General features: G+C 42.6%; 16 protein-coding genes and 2 tRNA genes. 9 read left to right on the top strand and 9 right to left on the bottom strand.

The features are described from left to right. Window positions 1–6: 6 nt before the first annotated feature. Together DBT_RS09090 and DBT_RS09085 are read left to right on the top strand one after the other, a co-directional pair. Window positions 7–1,611, top strand: a complete 1,605-nt coding sequence (locus DBT_RS09090) for an NADH-quinone oxidoreductase subunit M (protein WP_067619509.1) — start codon at window positions 7–9, stop codon at window positions 1,609–1,611. A 4-nt stretch (window positions 1,612–1,615) separates the two neighbouring features. After that, window positions 1,616–3,154, top strand: coding sequence for an NADH-quinone oxidoreductase subunit N (locus tag DBT_RS09085; RefSeq protein WP_067619506.1), 1,539 nt, complete (start codon window positions 1,616–1,618; stop codon window positions 3,152–3,154). A 385-nt stretch (window positions 3,155–3,539) separates the two neighbouring features. Here the strand turns inward: DBT_RS09085 and DBT_RS09080 are convergent, their stop codons facing one another. Further along, a complete protein-coding gene (locus DBT_RS09080) occupies window positions 3,540–4,649 on the bottom strand; it encodes a hypothetical protein (RefSeq protein WP_067619503.1) in 1,110 nt (369 codons plus the stop codon). 288 nt (window positions 4,650–4,937) lie between these two features. Here DBT_RS09080 and DBT_RS09075 point away from each other — a divergent pair, with 288 nt between their 5' ends. From DBT_RS09075 to selD, 3 genes are read left to right on the top strand one after another with little or no spacing between them, the layout of a single operon-like run. Further along, window positions 4,938–5,303, top strand: a complete 366-nt coding sequence (locus DBT_RS09075; RefSeq protein WP_067619500.1) for a YkvA family protein — start codon at window positions 4,938–4,940, stop codon at window positions 5,301–5,303. Window position 5,304: 1 nt separating this feature from the next. Further along, on the top strand, window positions 5,305–5,802 hold the full coding sequence (locus DBT_RS09070) for an HAD family hydrolase (RefSeq protein ID WP_067619498.1): 498 nt from the start codon (window positions 5,305–5,307) through the stop codon (window positions 5,800–5,802). Beyond that, on the top strand, window positions 5,799–6,839 hold the full coding sequence (gene selD, locus DBT_RS09065; RefSeq protein WP_083186741.1) for a selenide, water dikinase SelD: 1,041 nt from the start codon (window positions 5,799–5,801) through the stop codon (window positions 6,837–6,839). The genes DBT_RS09070 and selD overlap by 4 nt, the downstream gene beginning before the upstream one ends. 89 nt (window positions 6,840–6,928) lie before the next feature. On the opposite strand, the gene DBT_RS09060 is transcribed toward selD, so the two are convergent. Beyond that, window positions 6,929–7,432 carry a TlpA family protein disulfide reductase gene (locus DBT_RS09060; protein ID WP_067619492.1) on the bottom strand — a complete coding sequence of 168 codons (504 nt, stop codon included), beginning with the start codon at window positions 7,430–7,432 and terminating at the stop codon, window positions 6,929–6,931. Window positions 7,433–7,661: 229 nt separating this feature from the next. Continuing rightward, window positions 7,662–8,378, bottom strand: a complete 717-nt coding sequence (locus DBT_RS09055) for a creatininase family protein (RefSeq protein ID WP_067619489.1) — start codon at window positions 8,376–8,378, stop codon at window positions 7,662–7,664. Between the two features lie 88 nt (window positions 8,379–8,466). Between DBT_RS09055 and DBT_RS09050 the strand changes: the two genes are divergently transcribed. Beyond that, window positions 8,467–8,772 carry a hypothetical protein gene (locus tag DBT_RS09050; protein WP_067619487.1) on the top strand — a complete coding sequence of 102 codons (306 nt, stop codon included), beginning with the start codon at window positions 8,467–8,469 and terminating at the stop codon, window positions 8,770–8,772. 11 nt (window positions 8,773–8,783) lie between these two features. Here the strand turns inward: DBT_RS09050 and DBT_RS09045 are convergent, their stop codons facing one another. Further along, window positions 8,784–9,032: a FeoA family protein gene (locus tag DBT_RS09045; RefSeq protein ID WP_067619483.1), complete on the bottom strand. Its 249-nt coding sequence runs from the start codon at window positions 9,030–9,032 to the stop codon at window positions 8,784–8,786. A 166-nt stretch (window positions 9,033–9,198) separates the two neighbouring features. Here DBT_RS09045 and DBT_RS09040 point away from each other — a divergent pair, with 166 nt between their 5' ends. The 3 genes from DBT_RS09040 (at window position 9,199) to DBT_RS09030 (ending at window position 9,962) form a co-directional block, all read left to right on the top strand. Further along, window positions 9,199–9,582, top strand: a complete 384-nt coding sequence (locus DBT_RS09040) for an SLOG family protein (RefSeq protein ID WP_067619478.1) — start codon at window positions 9,199–9,201, stop codon at window positions 9,580–9,582. Window positions 9,583–9,785: 203 nt separating this feature from the next. Continuing rightward, window positions 9,786–9,860: transfer RNA gene (locus DBT_RS09035), tRNA-Val, on the top strand. A 25-nt stretch (window positions 9,861–9,885) separates the two neighbouring features. Beyond that, window positions 9,886–9,962, top strand: a tRNA-Asp gene (locus tag DBT_RS09030). 208 nt (window positions 9,963–10,170) lie between these two features. Here DBT_RS09030 and DBT_RS09025 read toward each other — a convergent pair. From DBT_RS09025 to DBT_RS11975, 5 genes are all read right to left on the bottom strand, one after another. Beyond that, complete coding sequence (locus DBT_RS09025; protein ID WP_067619475.1) at window positions 10,171–11,682, bottom strand: glycosyltransferase; 1,512 nt, start codon at window positions 11,680–11,682, stop codon at window positions 10,171–10,173. 237 nt (window positions 11,683–11,919) lie between these two features. After that, window positions 11,920–14,196 (bottom strand): PAS domain-containing sensor histidine kinase, encoded by a 2,277-nt coding sequence (locus DBT_RS09020; protein ID WP_141674269.1) that lies wholly within the window; start codon window positions 14,194–14,196, stop codon window positions 11,920–11,922. A 180-nt stretch (window positions 14,197–14,376) separates the two neighbouring features. Next, window positions 14,377–15,402, bottom strand: coding sequence for a cytochrome d ubiquinol oxidase subunit II (gene cydB, locus DBT_RS09015; protein ID WP_067619470.1), 1,026 nt, complete (start codon window positions 15,400–15,402; stop codon window positions 14,377–14,379). Between the two features lie 18 nt (window positions 15,403–15,420). Continuing rightward, entirely contained in the window at window positions 15,421–16,728 is a 1,308-nt protein-coding gene (locus tag DBT_RS09010) for a cytochrome ubiquinol oxidase subunit I (RefSeq protein WP_067619467.1), read from the bottom strand. Window positions 16,729–16,797: 69 nt separating this feature from the next. Continuing rightward, window positions 16,798–17,019 (bottom strand): hypothetical protein, encoded by a 222-nt coding sequence (locus DBT_RS11975; protein WP_141674268.1) that lies wholly within the window; start codon window positions 17,017–17,019, stop codon window positions 16,798–16,800. Between the last annotated feature and the right edge of the window lie 235 nt (window positions 17,020–17,254).

The following is a 17,254-nucleotide window of genomic DNA, read 5'->3' as shown; positions in this document are numbered from 1 at the left end:
TAGGATATGGAGAGTCTAATACTAACATATACGGTCTTTCTTCCACTACTTGGCGTATTACCGATACTTTTCATCCCTCAAAAGGGTGAAAATGGGAAAGATGTAATTCGTTGGATAGCATTTATTACCAGTGTTATCGTTTTCTTAGTGTCGCTGAGAATCTATGCTGGATTTGATCCGGACAATCCTGGTTTTCAGTTCGTTGAGCACAAGCCCTGGATAAAGGGTCTGGGAGTCAGCTACTTCCTAGGCCTGGACGGACTCTCCTTCTGGCTTGTCCTGCTCACGACATTTATAACACCTATAACAATTGTCTCTACATGGCGGGCCATTGAAAACAGGGTCAAAGAGTTCATGGTCGCCATATTGGTACTCGAGACCGCTATGTTGGGTACCTTTGTGGCACTCGACGTATTTCTCTTCTATGTCTTCTGGGAACTCATGCTCATCCCAATGTACCTTATAATAGGTGTCTGGGGTGGTGAGCGCAGAATCTATGCTGCAATCAAATTCTTTCTCTATACTGCAGTTGGTTCCCTGTTGATGCTCGTGTGTATAATCGGCCTGGTTTGGTTCCATTATGACCAGACAGGAGTGCTCACATTCAATCTACTTGATCTGTATCACACAAATCTCCCGAGATTTTATGAAATTATCTTCTTTGCAGCTTTTGCCTTGGCCTTTGCAATAAAGGTACCCATGTTCCCACTGCATACATGGCTACCAGATGCACACGTTGAGGCACCCACTGCTGGATCAGTGATCCTTGCTGGTATCTTGTTGAAAATGGGTACTTACGGTTTCTTGAGATTCGCTATGCCTCTCTTCCCTGAAGGGTCAATGTTTTTCACCCCAACGATTATCGCACTCTCAGTCATTGGGATAATCTATGGGGCACTGGTAGCAATGGTGCAGCCAGATATCAAGAAGCTCGTGGCATACTCGTCGGTATCTCACCTCGGTTACTGTATGCTAGGACTCTACGTCCTCACAAAGCAGGGAGTTGAGGGTAGTATCCTCCAGATGATCAACCACGGTGTTTCAACCGGAGCACTCTTCCTCCTAGTGGGTGTTATATATGAGAGAAGGCACACCAGGCTCATCAGTGAATATGGTGGAATAGCAAAGGTAATGCCTATCTACGCCACTATATTCTTGATAGTCACCATGTCATCCATAGGATTTCCCACAACTAATGGATTCGTAGGGGAATTCCTGATACTCTTGGGGACATTCAAGGCCAATAAGGCCGCCGCAGTACTTGCCGCTACAGGCGTAATATTAGGCGCTGTATACATGTTGTGGATGGTCCAGCGGGTGTTCTATGGAAAGGTGACCAATCCAAAGAATATCAATCTACCAGACATGAACTTGAGGGAAATTGCCTATCTGGCTCCACTAATTGTCCTAATATTCTGGATAGGACTTTTCCCGAATTTCTTCTTGAGCAAGATGCACAAGTCTGTGGATGCTTTCATATCTCGGGTGAAGGTAGCGAATACTGGGTATGAAGCCCACTTGGCTCAGCCTAAGTGCGTTCATCATTATACTGTCACAGAAGGATCACATGCACCACAACACAAAATAAATAACAGGGAACACGGGGAGTAAGACCATGGATTTTGAATACGGCTTTAGCCTAGAAAAGCTTTGGCAGATCTGTGGAGGGCAACTTATATTACTGATCGCCGGACTACTGTTCCTATTGATAGAAATTGGATTCAAGGCAAAGACGCCCCAGAAGAAATTGAGCATAATGGGGTGGCTCACCACTGTAGTCCTGGTGCTTGCCTTGGGGCACATAGTCTATAGAGAATGGAATCTCCATGAAGTTGTGTTCATGGGCATATTTTCCATGGAAAAATTCACTGCATTTTTGTCGGCCATTGTCCTAATGGCAGGCATCATGGCTAGTATACTGAGCATAGGCTATTTGAAGAACAACGAGGTGTTCAGGAGTGAATACTTTGTTCTACTACTCTTCTCAGTGTACGGAACCATTGCCTTTCTGCAATCAATAGACCTTCTCATGATCTTCATTACGCTGGAGATCATGTCAATCGGCGTCTATTGCTTGGCTGCCTTCCTTAGAGATGATAGGCGGTCGGCGGAAGGTGCAATGAAGTACTTTTTGATTGGAAGCTTTGGGTCGTGTTTCTATCTCTTTGGAATGGCCCTTTTATATGGATTTACTGGGACCATCAATCTCACCAAGTTGTCTGTGATACTTTCTCATGGACCGTTTACTGATCCTTTGGTGCTCGTAGCCTTGGCTATGATCATGGTAGGACTTCTATTCAAGATCTCTATGGTCCCATTCCACATGTGGGCACCAGATGTCTACGAGGGCAGCCCCTCTGTGGTGACAGGATTTATGGCCACTGCAGTAAAGGCCGCAGCCATAGGAGTATTTATAAAAATTATGATGATTGGTTTTGGTCCGATGTTGAGCCTCAGTGGCCAGCCTGAATTTGCAAATAACGCCATTTTAAGCGCCCTCGGTTCTTATTGGAAGCCGGTATTGTGGTGGATTGCTTTACTCACTATGTTCTTTGGAAACCTTGTTGCGGTCTCTCAGAAGAATGTAAAAAGGATGCTTGCATATTCATCTATTGCCCATGCTGGTTACATGGCCCTCGGTATCCTCGCTGAAAATGACATGGGGCGTATGGGAGTGTTATTTTACCTCTTTTCCTATACACTCATGAATCTCGGAGCATTCGGAGTCATTTACTGCCTCGACGGAAAAGAGAGAAATGCCCAGACCCTGGAAGACTATAGAGGATTAGGATACAAATATCCTGGTCTCAGTTTTCTAATAAGCCTTTTCCTTGTAGCCATGGCAGGACTGCCGCCAACAGCAGGGTTTATTGGTAAATTCTATGTCTTTGCTGCTGCCATAAGGAGTGGATACATTGTACTCGCTGCACTCGGTATCCTAACCAGCGTGATTGGTGCATACTATTACCTCCGGGTCATCTATATGCTCTACATGAAGGATCCTGTACGCGAGGTTGAGATTCCGGCAGTCAGCTTTCCAACTGCAGTAGTACTCATCTTTGCTGCCATCGGAGTTATATATCTGGGAGTCCTTCCACAGGGACTAGCTGACATTGCAGACGCTGCACAAAGGACTTTGAGTTTAGTATTTTAGCGCTCGAATACATATAGATTGACAATATTTTGAGATGGGCGGGCCGGAAAGCCTAAAGGCAAAGTTTGTTGGCCTGCCCATTATATTTTTTTAGGTTGTTTCGATTTTTTTTATTGAAGCAATCCTATAGACTGAAAAAGTCCGAGGCAGAGGTACACGGTTTTTTTATTTCACCATTACTTATTTCAAAATAAGTGCCTGATATCCGATCCTCCCTTCATTTAACTCTAAAAAACCGTGTACCTTTTTTCTTTTTCAGAGTTGATATTTCCCGGGGATTTGTATCTGGCTATTTCGGGATTCTCATTATGATGATGGGGTTGACTGAGGCAGACAGTGGGAAAATTTGGTGATTACTGAGGCAGCTTTTTCTCATATTTAATTCTTATATGAGAAATAGTGCCAGCCTTTGAGAAAGTGGACCATCACTGTAGAGGAGGTCTTTTTTGCAGGCCTCCTGTATCAGTTCCCAAATAGTTGCCTCCTGATACCACACCAATTGTAGACAAAGCGGGGTATTTTCTTCTGGTTGAAGGCGTTTCCATGTGTCTTTAATTTGCTTTGATATCGTTTGGATAGAGTCTTGGAGAGGGCTATCTTCGTCATTTTCTGGGTGTCCGTCCACTGGATGTCTTGCCTGACAATTTCTGTGTTCCTGCGAAGATTTTGTTTGTGAATCAATCGATCTCACCTTTTCAATGAGTTCAGACAGCCCTTTTTTTATATTTTCAATGGCCTGTGGATCGTTTTTTGTGTCTGGGTGAAGCCACAGAGTCAACAGTTCTCGAGGGCCGCATTTACATCTTCCTTCGTATATTCCATCTAGAAGATCCCTAGTCTCCCTGCCTTCTCCCAGGGGTATTGCTTCAGCAATTGGTTCTTTAAGCCCGCTTAGGATTTCGTACCATGCGCATAATCGCCTTTTTAACTGGGAAATTGGCGGTAGTTCCCATGACAATAGAGTGTTTATATCCAAAGATTCTGAATTATCTTCCTCGGGGCCGCCCATGAGTTGTTTAAGTGATTTTTCCTTTTTTTCGAGAGAATTTAGTTCACGTCTGAGATTGTCTTCTTCTTTGTCTAATATGTATGATAATTCTAAGAAGACCCTAGATTGTAGTAGGTCCTCATTGTCCGTATTGCCCTTGAGTTCTTTGATCAATTGTGTGATAGATTCGGGGTCTTCCACCGAATGTTTCATAAATTCCTTTGCCTGAATGGCATGGCCGAGACCGAGATGTTCTGCCCATGCTAAATAGGAACGAATCAGGCCTTCAAAGGTCTCTATATTGCTACCGATTGGACTCGGGCATAATTCCTTCACAGTAACCGACGATTGGGAATTGTTATTGTTTGGTAGGAGTGAATTTTCATCTTTGTTTATTATCGGTGTCTTTTCAGTGGGAATGACTGTAATAATTGAATCAATAAAGGGGAATAGGGCTGTTCTAACGAGGTCCTTGCAATATGACGTAGGAAACAGTATGACCTTCATATCTCTCCCTCAGAATTTTACCGTTAATTATAACAGGTAGAAGGCAGAAGGTAGAAGGAAGAAGCAAGCCCTGCTCGTACAATAGCCAGAGGCCCTCCCTTCTAGCTTCAACTCAAAACTCAAAACTCAACACTTCTGAAATGCTCAACACTCAACACTTTTAAAAAGCTTCTCCCTTCTCCCTATTCTTATTTTCACCTGCGAGGATGACTAATTCGTTCGTCACGAGAGTTTACCAAAGGAATTTGGTGTTGCAATGAATTTATTGTGCATGTATCCTTCATTCAAATGGATATTAAAGGTTTTTTGAAACTGATTCCAAAGTTTTTGGCACTGTTGGTTAATCTGTTAAAAGACAGCAGAGTCTCTTCGACTGATAAGGCCATTTTGGCCACGGTCGTCGCCTACGCCCTAAATCCCATGGATTTAGTGCCCGACTGGATCCCCTTTTTTGGATTAGTTGACGATTTGTACCTAATAGCGCTCGCCCTGTTTAGGCTTTTAGCCCGTGTTGATGAAGAAGTGTTGAGGGAGTATTGGCAAGGGCCTGAAGATGTCATAGTCCTAATAAAAAAGGCATTAGATGCAGCCAGTCATTTTCTACCACCAAAGCTCCGGAGGGCACTTATAGCAAATGTAGAAAAGGAGGAATAATATGACTGCAATCCGCCAGATAGAAGTAGACCTGCCTTGCGGGGCATTTTATGATTTGGCCCACCTTGTCATGGATTTAAATGGCACCATTACCGTTGACGGAGAGCTGATCGAAGGGGTACTCGAGCGCCTTAAGGCAATATCTGAGGTATTGAATATCCATATAATTACAGCTGATACAAATCAAACGGTGGACTCTGTAAGGGAACAGCTGGCCTCTATTCCTGATATTGTCTTTCATTCATTGAAATCTGGGCGTGGGGATTTACAGAAACTCGAATATATAGAGTCTATTGGGAGGGAGCATACTGCAGCCATAGGCAATGGGTGCAATGATGCATTGATGTTGAAGGAAGCGGCCTTGGGGCTTTGTATCATGGGGAGGGAAGGGGCTTCTATAGAGGCCCTTCTTGCAAGTAACGCAGTTTTTCCCCATATTTGTGATGCGTTGGACATCTTTTTAAAGCCCAGTAGATTGATTGCTACGCTAAGAAAATGAAAGAAAAGGAATTGTTAACTCAAAGGGTAAAGGCATCTGGGTGAGCAGCTAAAATCGGTCCGGGGGACCTGGATGCAATATTGAGGGATCTACCATTAAAGACACATCCAGACCTTTTAATGGGGCTGGAATCCTCATCTGATGCCTCTGTGTATAGATTAAATGAGGATTTGGCCATTGTTCAGTCTGTAGATTTTTTTACTCCTATAGTCGACGATCCATACGAATTTGGCCAGATTGCAGCAGCAAATTCCCTGAGTGACATCTACGCAATAGGCGGAAGGCCGATTACTGCGTTGAATATAGTGTGTTTTCCAGTGAAGGAATTGCCAATGTCAATGCTAAAGGATATTCTACGAGGCGGCATTGACAAAGTCACTGAGGCGGGTGCCCTGGTTGTTGGTGGCCATAGTGTTGAAGACCCTGAGCCTAAATATGGTCTATCTGTAACGGGTATAGTGGATCCCAAGAGGTTTGTAACCAATAGAGGTGCAAGGCCGGGAGATGTCTTGGTACTTACTAAACCAATCGGTACAGGTGTTCTAGCTACGGCCTATAAGGGAGGGCTACTGACAGACGAGATAAAGCAAAAGATGGTTGAGATCATGACCCAGTTGAATAAATGGGCTAGTGAGGCAATGATGGAGATTGGCGCAAATGGAGCTACAGATATAACTGGGTTTGGTCTGGTAGGACATGCCCTTGAAATGGCCCAGGCAAGTGATGTCGTAATTGAAATAGAGTCTTCAAATGTCCCTGTTATTGAAGAAGCACTAGAATTTATAGAGATGGGCATGATTCCAGAAGGAGATTATGCCAATCGTAATTTTTGTGAAGAAAGTGTTGAGATCACAGCCAATTTACCTAGAGCAAGGTTAGATATTCTCTTTGATGCCCAGACTTCAGGTGGTCTTTTAATATCAATTCCAGAGGAAAAGGCCCAGGATCTATTGGACTGCCTTTCAAACAAAGGGGTTGAAGGTAGCGCCATGATCGGCCGCGTTAAGAGCGGCGCCCCTAAGGTCAGAATTCTATAACTCCAGATTATGCGCTTCAAATGCCTGAGATATAACGATCCTTTTCTCAGGCATTTGAAGCGCCTATTTTGGGATTGATCACGGTGCAATTAATTGCCGTTTTTGTCGAGCGCTTTTTCTATTAAAGGCCTCAATTCATGTTCTGTCACCATGCCTATGTAGTGTTTGATAATTGTTTGATCCTTTCCAATCAAAAAGCTTTGGGGCAGGGCGTAAATATTTCCATAGTCTCTCAAGACCTTTGTAGTGGCTAAAAGCACTGGGTAGTTTATCTGAAGTTTTTCAACAAAGTATGGAAGGATCTTTTCGCCATTTTCATCAACGGATACGCCGATCACCTGGAATCCCTTTGGGCCAAGTTCCTGTTGAAGCTTTACAAAGTCTGGAATTTCATACCTACAGGGCGGACAATATGTGGCGAAGAAATTCAATAGTACAACTTTACCCTTGAAGTTGGAGAGTTTTACTACATCGCCCTCCAGATTTAGTAGAGTGAAGTTAGGGGCCTTATAGGAATTCGCATTGCTATTACAGGATGACAAAAACAGAAAGGTCATTACAAACATGCATACGTAACTGACAATTTTTTTCATAGGAACACCTCGTCTAAGAATTTTAAATTAATGCCTACAGAAAAGCATTTTAAGTCTTACATGGCTGTTGCCAAGGTCTTAGATTTGCTAAGACCTAAAATTCGCATAGTTGGTGCAAAAAATCTACCATGCTTGAACCTATCAAAAAAGTGATTTTTTTCTCTTGTGTGAATACACTAACATCTCTAAATAAAAGACAAAAACCCCTTTTCGCCAATTATAAAGGAATTTAGGGATCACCCTCCAATAGGTCGATTAACGAAGAAAGGTGTCTGGATTCCCTATCAAGTATGTTTTTGCCCTTTTCAGGAGTTGCTTTACTTGGGTCTCCCCATACTCCACCTTGCCAATATATGCGTTTTTCTCTTGTTATCAAGTACTTGGGAAAACTTGGGAATTCCTTTGGAGCCGTTCCTCTGACAAGCTCAGGTGACATGGCTTGAATGATAGAGGTTTCCACTTCTCCAGCATGAGAATCATTTGGCGTTTCCACGATATCACCACATGAATCCTTAACAAGATCTATAATAGACAAAACCATGCATTTAAGTCCATCTAGTGAGTTCACAGCCTCTTCGGCAGCATCCACCAGGTAACACATATGAGTCCCACCTGCATGTCCTGATAATAGTACCTGATTTATAAGGCCCTTATGATAAAATGCCTTTATAATATCTAAGGCAAGGCGTCTTAGTGTAAGCCCTTTAATGGAAATGGTGCCTGGATGTTCGCTGGTGCTACGGCAAAGGCCGTACCATATGGGCGGGGCAACAAAAACCGGACGTAATTGGGAAGTTCTAAGGGCAATTTCGTGGGCATGCATTGTGTCCGTGCCTAATGGTAGATGCGCCCCATGCTCTTCAACAGAGCCAAAAGGAATAATGACAGTCTGGGTCTTTTCAAGCCCTTCTTCAAACTCATTCATGGTGATTCTTGTGATGTCCATAGACTAGAACTGTAAAGATAAGAGTTTTGTTTGTCAAATTGGAATATTGGAGTTATTATAATGAAAAAATAAATTCATGGAGAGGTCTATGGGCAAGGTAGTACCCTTAAAAAGACACAAAAGGTCAGGAAGAGGAAGAGTTAGAAGACTTGAGAAGATAAAGGATGAGCTTTTACGGTTTCACGGCATTGATTTAGATAGCCTCCTTGCCTCCGAACCTGCATCTACCCTTACCATAGATGAATTCGAAGATCTTACAGAAAGGATTCTCACAACCATAGATGCCTTCTGTGAGGAGCATCCTAGTGTAACCGTACATGACGTGCTCTATACTCTTGAAAACGTAAAGGACATTATTAAGGATAACAGTACGACTGGGGAGATTGATGAGTGATCTCCTTGGATTTAAATCCTTTCGACGATTATTTTTTGTGCCTCCTCATGCCTCAGGCTTACATGGTAACCTTTTACTAGGTATTCTACTGGGTCCTTGAGGGGGGCATATTTGATTACTTCTACTATGGTGCCTTGTACGAAACCCATTTCCAACAGGCGTTTTTTAAAGGGACCTTTTGCATCTATGCGTATGACTTTCGCCTTTTCTTTTGTGGAAAGGTCATCGAGAGTGCAATGATTTTTTTGCGCTTCATCCATAATGTTTACCCCTTTTGCAATTTTGAATTGTACCTGAGACTGCAAGCCGTAGGTGAGTGATCATGGGATTTATCTTTGATACCCGGCAATTGCAGTACTTAGGTAATAGAATTTATAAGGATCACAATATTTTTTCAAGATGATTAAAAAATAGGGAGGGCTATTAATGGCAAAGATAGCTGTTGGGGGCTCAAGATCCATCGAGTCTTATGATATTATAAAGAATGTCTTAAAGTGTCTATTAAAGGAAGGAGATACAATCCTTTCAGGTAACGCCCCTGGTGCAGATAGACTCGGAGAGCGGTTTGGCCATGAAAATGGCATTGAAGTGAAGATCATCCCCTCTGAATGGGAACCTCATGGTTTCAAGGCCACCATGATGAGGAATGAAGTGCTTTTAAAATCAGCAGACTATGTGATATGTTTTTGGGATGGTGAATCCAAGGGTGCGAAACATATGATGGATATTGCCTTGAAGGCGAGAAAACTACTAGCAGAAGTAAGGCCAGATGGTTATTTAAGATTATATCTAAATCCTAGAGGAATTTAATTCAACGATTTTCAATAGATGTGGGGAATTTTTTCTGTTTTATTCGCCCCATGAAAATAATTATTTTTCCCCTCTAGCAAACAAGAGTCAGTATGTTAATATTAATACTAGGAAATTTTTTTGCTACGTAGGCGATGAAAAATTTTAGTGACAATAGAACTTGACAAATGCCTGGGTGCTATGGTATGTAACCAACGCACTTCGGGCGGATAGCTCAGTGGGAGAGCACCGGCCTTACAAGCCGGGGGTCACAGGTTCAAATCCTGTTCCGCCTACCAAGATAGGAAAAAATGATAACTCGGCGGGGTCGTAGTTCAGTTGGTTAGAACGCTGGCCTGTCACGCCAGAGGTCGCGAGTTCGAGTCTCGTCGGCCCCGCCATAAATATCCAATAAATTCCTACAATCATAAAAAACGTTTTTTAAATTAGACTTTCAATTCTCTACAAACGATTTCCCATAAAAACATTTCTCTTTCGCCTTTAAGTCAAAAGTCAGAATCAATGCCTTTGAAAAAACAACTCCCCTTTTTTCTTGCTGATTAAAAAAAAACGAACTTATCATACTATCCCTCGAATTATGGCGTAATTTTATTGAGTCTTTGAACTGAGCTCAGTGATAGACTTCGTGGATGGAGGCGAGGGGCGGCTAAGAAGGTCGAAAAGGTCCCTGTAAAGCATTAAGATAGTGCCTAGGCAAAAGACCCCTAAGAATGGCAGAGCTAGGTAAGTACCTTTTTTTATGGCAAAGACTATGGGGAAAAAGCTGTAGATAAAAAATCCAAAATCAACTGCAAGATTGAACCAACTGCCCTGGTGATAGTTCAAGAGTCTTTTCCAACTCATTTTTGAGGCCGTGATTCCATACTTTGGCGTTCTGACAAATTCCCCACCGTATCTCATAAGTCCTTCTAGAACCCCAATGGCTACAGTCGGAGCGAGACCAAGCCCAAAGGCAGGCAAAAAGATAAACAGTTTGGCCATATCCCTATATCTTTTGCCTCGGCCGTATCTTTCGTGAAAACAGAAGTAGTAAAGGGTGGCGCCAGTTGCCAAAATAAAAAAGGGAAGATCGATCCTTAGAATTTGGGAGGGGCCGATGTCCACCCTATGAATAAGGGTTGGATAGAGACTGAGGAATATAATGGCCCCCATGAGCCAGCCTAGGTTGGAGGTGAGATGGATGGTCCCTTCTATCTTCTGGGACAGGGTGGCCTTTGATGCCCAAAGAAAAGGTAGGATTTTCCTGGCTGTTTGGATAGATCCCTTTGCCCAGCGTTTCTGTTGACTCCTCAAAGCAGTCAATGTAACTGGTAGCTCAGAAGGGACTTCAAGATCATCTAGATAGACGGCCTTCCAGCCCTTTAGTTGTGCCCTAAAGCTGAGATCTAGGTCTTCGGTTACGGTATCGGCCTGCCAACCTCCTGCTGAAACAATGACCTCTTTTCTCCATATGCCGGCTGTGCCGTTAAAGTTGATGAACCATCCCCTTCTGAAACGGATAAACTGCTCAATTCCGAAATGGGCAGATAGGAAAACTGCCTGGATTTTTGTAAACCAAGAGGTATCTTCATTTAAAAATCCCCATCGGGCCTGGACTAGTCCCACCCTATTGTCTTGGAAATGAGGCATGGTCCTCTTCAGAAAGTCTCTAGGCGGAACAAAATCGGCATCAAAGATGGCAATAAAATCTCCAGTCGCTCTCTCTAGCCCGTGGGCCAGAGCTCCAGCTTTATAGCCGGTCCTTGTCTTCCGCCTTATCACATTGATATTAAACCCCATCTTTCGCCATTTCTTCACCTCGCTATCTACTATGAACTTGGTATCGTCGTCGGAGTCGTCAAGGACCTGAATCTCTAAATGCGTTTTGGGCCAGCTGAGTCTGCAGACCGAGTTTATAAGCCTCTGGGCCACAAAACGCTCATTGTAAATGGGAAGCTGAATCGTTACAGGGGCATATCTTTTTAGGCTAGGAGTTTTTATAACCTGTCTCTTGGCCGAATCCCTTTCTGCCTTCCAGAGGTATATGAGCTTGAGGCGATATAATCCATATAAAGACATCAGAAATAGGGCACCGAAATGGAAATAGAGAAATACTTTCATAGCCGGAATCAATATACCAAAACTAGAGGTGCTCTAGAAATAGATTCTTTTTATGAATGGAGATGTAGATATTGAATATTTCAATTGGAATTTAGAGGTATACCGATTTTGGAAGGGCTTGATTTAAAATAACTGTTTAAAAAAACAGTAAAATTTCGCTACTAGAACAACTAACTGTTTGTTTTCTTTATTTATGATTTTTTCATCAGAGCTTGAGGTCTATGTTACAAGATTGACTCAACTGTAAAAGATCTTTGAAGAAAATGGGAAAAATAATCTGAAACAAGAGCCGTATTTTGGCCTGGATTTTATCTGGATAGCTCCTTTGTGTGCCTTTACTACTCCAAGGACTAAAGTGAGGCCAAGTCCTCGTCCAAAGAACTTAGTTGTATAGAAGGGTTCGAAGATCCTTTTAATGGTTTGTTCATCCATTCCCTTACCAGTATCTGTACAGGAAATGCATAGATACCACCCTGGTTCAGCTTCGCTTGAGGCAATACAGTCATGGGCCATGATATCTTTTTGAGTCAATCTTGTAACATAGACCTTAAGCTCTACAGAGCCTTTACCGTTATCCAAGGATTCTGCGGCATTTATCACAAGGTTGTTAACAGCTCGAGTTAACTGGATAGGATCTCCCTCTATCATTGGTAATTTGTCTGGTAAATCTATTTTAAAGTCTGCGGTCTTTGGGATCTGCGTCCTAATGGTAGGCCCCATGTCCATTATGAGTTTTCGAACATCTACAGGCCTTCTGATGAAGCATTGTTCGCCTGTGTAGGCCAGCATGGTTTGAGTAAGGCTAGAGGCCGTCTTGACTGCTTCATGGATCTTTTTTGCATATCCCTTGATCTTTTCGGGAACGCAGCTATCCATGAGTATTAAATCTGCAAAGCCCGAGATCCCCATGAGTAGATTGTTGAAATCATGGGCAATGCCTCGTGCCAGTATGCTGAGGCTATCTAGGAATTGCATTTTTTGGGCCTTTTCATTGAGACGCCTTTTTTCCTCTTCTGCTTTGAGTCTTTCAGTAACGTCTCTAATCAATCCCAGGGCATAACGATTTCCTCCGAGGTTTATTATAGATAGCGAGAGTTCTACTGTGATTTTTTTGCCTTCCTTGGTCTGGACAGAAAACTGTGATAGTCGTTTTATTAATTTTGTATCGTAATTGATTTTGAAATTTATAGGGGCATCTTTAATATTTTTATGGACTTTGACTGGGCCAAGAAGGAGGTGGAGATCTTTTCCGATGGCCTCCTCTTTGGAATAGCCAAAGATTTTTTGAGCCGCAGTGTTCCAAAAGGTGATTTTCCCGAAACTATCGATGAGCACAATGGCATCTGATGCCAATTCGGTGATTGACCTAAAAGTATATTCATTTCTCTTGAGTTCTTCCAGAAGGGCCTTTTCTCGCTCGATGTCCTCGATTATCCATATGGTTCCCTTTTGAGGTTCTTTTGGATCCACTAGGGCGCCCGTTATTCTGGCCCAAAACCTACTTCCATCCGGCCTTTGAATAATTTTTTCTCTTACTACAGTCTGTCCGATTTCTGGGACAGGATATAATTGTCCTTCAAGGCCGTGGAGATCTTCTAAATTGCCTTCATTGATGAAGAAGAGCTCTATTACCTTTTTGTTGACGAAGATAGTATCTTTATCTGGACTCAAGAATACAATTCCAACTGGTGCATGGTCCAGGATTGCCTGCTGCCTTTTTGAAAGCTCTTTTATAGCCCGATGTTCAGATTCAAGCTCTGTGATATCCCTCCCAATCACTATGAGGCCTTTTGGCGATCCATCAGGGTTGAATAACGGAATCTTTAAAACGTCTAATACCCTTTCAGCTCTTCCTGGAGGATCAAAGCGTTCTACGGTGTGCAGTGGGGTTTCCATTGACAGGGCCTCTTGGTCCAATTGTTCGCATCGGTCGAAAATAATCTTGGGTAATGGACTCAATTGAGCCAATTCTGTAGTTTTTTTGCCTTTATAATGGATGTGACTTAGCTCAAATGCATCTAGATATGCCTTGTTGGCCTCTATGAGTCTACCGTTTCTGTCCTTAAAACATATAAGGTCTGGTGAAGATTCTATTATTGTAGAAAGGATTTCTCGTGTCTCTTTGAGTTCCTCTTGATAGCGTTTTAGAGCATTAATATCGTGGGCAATGTGAATAGCTCCAATAATATTATCGTGGTCGTCAAAAATAGGAGAAATATTTATATTGAACCAACCTCCCAATTTCGGCTCATATATTGTAAAGGCCCTATGCTCCTTTTTCTCAATACAGGTCTTGGCAAGACATGTATCTATTGGGGTCTCTTTTCCATGAATTGCTTCATGACAAAAGGTGCCGTACAGGGCATCATCTTCTGTAACCACTAAATTTTTTGTGGCCTTGTTTGCCCAAACTATCTTTAGATCTGGATCTATTATAAAGATTGGATCAAAAAGGAGATCTAGTGTCCTTGAGACCTTGTTTATAAAAGCTGATAGTGCCGTGTTAGACATCATGTATAAAAATATTATAGCATAAAAAAAATGGGGCACATAGAAAAAAAGTGCCCCATTGGTAGCTGTTCTAATCTCAGTGTATGCAGCTCGTAAGGTTTGCCCAATCTCCTAATCCCAGATTATGCACTGCGTGCCCTCCGCCACGCATCTTCGGCAAACTTGCGAGCTGCATAATCCGAGCTAATATGCCTCTTCGTATTCAAGATCCTCTTCTGTCAGCTTATGGCCCAGGAATAGATATACCCAAGTCTGGTAAGCTATTACTATTGGAACCATAATCAGGGCCACCCCAAGCATGATTTTTAGGGTAAGTGGGCTAGAGGATGCGTTCCAAATAGTGACATTAAATTCTGGGTTTATAGAACTGGGTAAGAGTCTTGGATAAAGGCCGCCTATCCCAAACAGGGTTACTCCAACTATGTGGAGGGCAGATGCTATCCAAGCCTTTATTTCTGATCCATCAACCATGAATTTTCTCATCACTAATAGGGAGCTAACTGCAATAAGTGGAATTATCAACAGGAATGGATAGGTAAAGTAGTTTTTGAATAGGTCGGTCTTTACAAAGGTGAATGCAAGAAACACCACTGCCACGATGAGCTGTGCCACCCAGGTCTTTTGTGCAGTACTAAGGGCACGTTGGTAAAGGTCTCCCTTGGTTTTGATGGCAAGCCACAAGGCACCATGGGTGACAAACATTAGGACAAATAAAATTCCTCCAAGTAAGCCATAGGGATTGAGGAGACTAAAGAAAGTACCTTGATATACTCCATTTTTATCTATTGGAATGCCTGCAAATATGTTGGCAAAGGCTACGCCCAGTAGAAGCGCAGGGAGAAAGCTTCCAACAAAATGAAATAGATCCCAGAGAGATTTCCATGAACTCCCCTCTAGCTTTCCTCTAAATTCGAAGGTTACTCCCCTTGCAATAAGTGCAAAGAGGAGGAGGAGTAGGGCTGAGTAAAGACCATTAAACATGACGGCATAGGCAGTTGGAAAGGCTGCAAAGGTGGCCCCTCCTGCAGTAATGAGCCATACTTCGTTGCCGTCCCAGAACGGACCCATGGCATTGTACATATATCTTTTGTCTTCTTCAGATTTTGCAAGAAAGGGCATAAGGGTGCCTATGCCCAGGTCAAAGCCGTCCAACATAAAATACGCTGCCCAAAGGACTCCCCAAAGAACGAACCATATAGTTTCTAGCATTGTTGTCACCTCCCTTTTTTATTTAGCGGCCTCAGGGCCTTTGCGGGCATACTTTGCAAGCAGATAAAAGTCTATGATTCCCAAGAAGGCATAAAAGGCAACAAATGCTATAAACGAGATAAAAACTTGAGAACTTGCAAGTATGCTTACTGCATCCTTTGTTTTCATGAGTCCATAGACTATCCAAGGCTGCCTTCCAACCTCAGCCACAACCCAACCTGCCTCAATGGCAAGGTAAGGTAATGGGATAGTATATATTAGCGTCTTCAATAGCCCAGGGGCAGTTTCAGGCGCATTCCTCTTGAGCCAGGCCAAGATGGCAATAAGTCCAAAGAAAAAGCCTAGCCCTACCATTATTCTAAAATTGAAGAAGGTCAGTCCCACTGGAGGACGCTCTTCCTTTGGGAAGTCCTTTAGTCCTTTTACTTCAGCAGAAGTGGAGTGGTGTGAAAGTAGACTCAGTAGGCCTGGAATAGGGAAGAGTTCAACGGAATTTCTCTCATTCTCAGCATCAGGTACAACAAAAAGATACATTGGAGCACTCTTTTGGGTCTCCCAAATTGATTCCATTGCTGCAAGCTTTGTGGGCTGAGTTTCCGCTACCTCTGAACCATGGATGTGGCCGTTGAAAATCTCAAAAATCGCAAAGATGAGAGTGAAGGTTGCAGCCACTCGAAAGGATTTTTTGAAAAACTCCACCTCATTTTTTCTAAGGAGGTGCCAGGCGCATACACCCATTACGAAAAAGCCACTAAGTATGTAGGCACCGCTTACTGTGTGTAAGAATTCAAGGAGTCCAAATTTGTTGGTAACAACAGCAATGAAATCATCGAGTTCGGCTCTTCCGTTTCTAAGCACGTAGCCTACAGGATGTTGCATCCATCCATTTGCGATCAAGATCCACAGGGCTGAAACATTGGATGCTATGGCTACAAGCCAGATAAAGAGTGCGTGGGTCTTGGGTTTTACTTTATTCCATGTAAAGACCCAAACACCTATAAAGGTGCTTTCCAGATAGAAGGCAAGGGTGGCCTCTATTGCCAGGAGTGAGCCAAATACGTCTCCAACATATTTGGAGTAGGCAGACCAGTTTGTACCAAACTGGAATTCTAGGGTTATACCTGTTACCACACCAAGGGCAAAGTTGATTAAAAATAGCTTTCCCCAAAACTTCGCAGCCCTTTTGTAGTCCTCATCGCCCGTGTTCACGTACTTGGTCTCGTATATTGCCGTGAGAATCGACAGACCAAGTGTGAGCGGGACGAATAGGAAGTGAAACATCGAGGCTGCGGCAAATTGTAACCGCGAAAGCATCAAAACATCCATAGTACATACCTCCTTTTTTACAGGTTTTGTTTCCCTTACTGGGTTGATTCATGTCAGAACGTTTTGTTTTTATATGGAAAACAGCTCATCAATGCCTGTTTCCTTTGCAAGTTCTTTTCTAATCTTAAAGGCGCAGTCCCTTATGACACTGAACAGAAGCCTCTCCCTATCAGTTTGGCTCACTGCTTCTCCTATTTCTGAGATTGTCAGCAGCGACTCTGACAAACTCATAGCTTTCATAATTAATCGGTCGATTGTGATTTTATTTGCATAGTTTTTTTTGTTATTCATGGTACAAATTTATTGAGCATATTTTGTGCCAAGAGAATAATTTTCTGTAATTATTGATAAAATTGTGTTTAGGTGTGGGTGAGGAACCACTAGGGACAAAGTTGTGTGTATCAAAAAGGCAAAAAATTGAGACACATTTAGAGTAAAATGAAGGTTGGATTTTTGAAAAATACGGAAAAAATAAATAATTCCAATAGGATAGTTTAAAAATGTCTTAAAATGTATCAAAAACACA

This window comes from Dissulfuribacter thermophilus, assembly GCF_001687335.1.
GTDB lineage: Bacteria > Desulfobacterota > Dissulfuribacteria > Dissulfuribacterales > Dissulfuribacteraceae > Dissulfuribacter > Dissulfuribacter thermophilus.
This window is presented reverse-complemented; position numbering and strand designations above follow the sequence as displayed.

What these genes read in the sequence shown, in the direction of transcription:
- DBT_RS09090 (WP_067619509.1), top strand. Translation starts at nt 7, where the DNA reads ATGGAGAGTCTAATACTAACATATACGGTCTTTCTTCCACTACTTGGC.
- DBT_RS09050 (WP_067619487.1), top strand. Translation starts at nt 8,467, where the DNA reads ATGGGCAAGGTAGTACCCTTAAAAAGACACAAAAGGTCAGGAAGAGGA.
- DBT_RS09025 (WP_067619475.1), bottom strand. Translation starts at nt 11,682, where the DNA reads ATGAAAGTATTTCTCTATTTCCATTTCGGTGCCCTATTTCTGATGTCT.
- DBT_RS09040 (WP_067619478.1), top strand. Translation starts at nt 9,199, where the DNA reads ATGGCAAAGATAGCTGTTGGGGGCTCAAGATCCATCGAGTCTTATGAT.
- DBT_RS09020 (WP_141674269.1), bottom strand. Translation starts at nt 14,196, where the DNA reads ATGATGTCTAACACGGCACTATCAGCTTTTATAAACAAGGTCTCAAGG.
- DBT_RS09010 (WP_067619467.1), bottom strand. Translation starts at nt 16,728, where the DNA reads ATGGATGTTTTGATGCTTTCGCGGTTACAATTTGCCGCAGCCTCGATG.
- DBT_RS09070 (WP_067619498.1), top strand. Translation starts at nt 5,305, where the DNA reads ATGACTGCAATCCGCCAGATAGAAGTAGACCTGCCTTGCGGGGCATTT.
- DBT_RS09080 (WP_067619503.1), bottom strand. Translation starts at nt 4,649, where the DNA reads ATGAAGGTCATACTGTTTCCTACGTCATATTGCAAGGACCTCGTTAGA.
- DBT_RS09045 (WP_067619483.1), bottom strand. Translation starts at nt 9,032, where the DNA reads ATGGATGAAGCGCAAAAAAATCATTGCACTCTCGATGACCTTTCCACA.
- DBT_RS09075 (WP_067619500.1), top strand. Translation starts at nt 4,938, where the DNA reads ATGGATATTAAAGGTTTTTTGAAACTGATTCCAAAGTTTTTGGCACTG.
- DBT_RS09055 (WP_067619489.1), bottom strand. Translation starts at nt 8,378, where the DNA reads ATGGACATCACAAGAATCACCATGAATGAGTTTGAAGAAGGGCTTGAA.
- DBT_RS09060 (WP_067619492.1), bottom strand. Translation starts at nt 7,432, where the DNA reads ATGAAAAAAATTGTCAGTTACGTATGCATGTTTGTAATGACCTTTCTG.
- cydB (WP_067619470.1), bottom strand. Translation starts at nt 15,402, where the DNA reads ATGCTAGAAACTATATGGTTCGTTCTTTGGGGAGTCCTTTGGGCAGCG.
- DBT_RS11975 (WP_141674268.1), bottom strand. Translation starts at nt 17,019, where the DNA reads ATGAATAACAAAAAAAACTATGCAAATAAAATCACAATCGACCGATTA.
- DBT_RS09085 (WP_067619506.1), top strand. Translation starts at nt 1,616, where the DNA reads ATGGATTTTGAATACGGCTTTAGCCTAGAAAAGCTTTGGCAGATCTGT.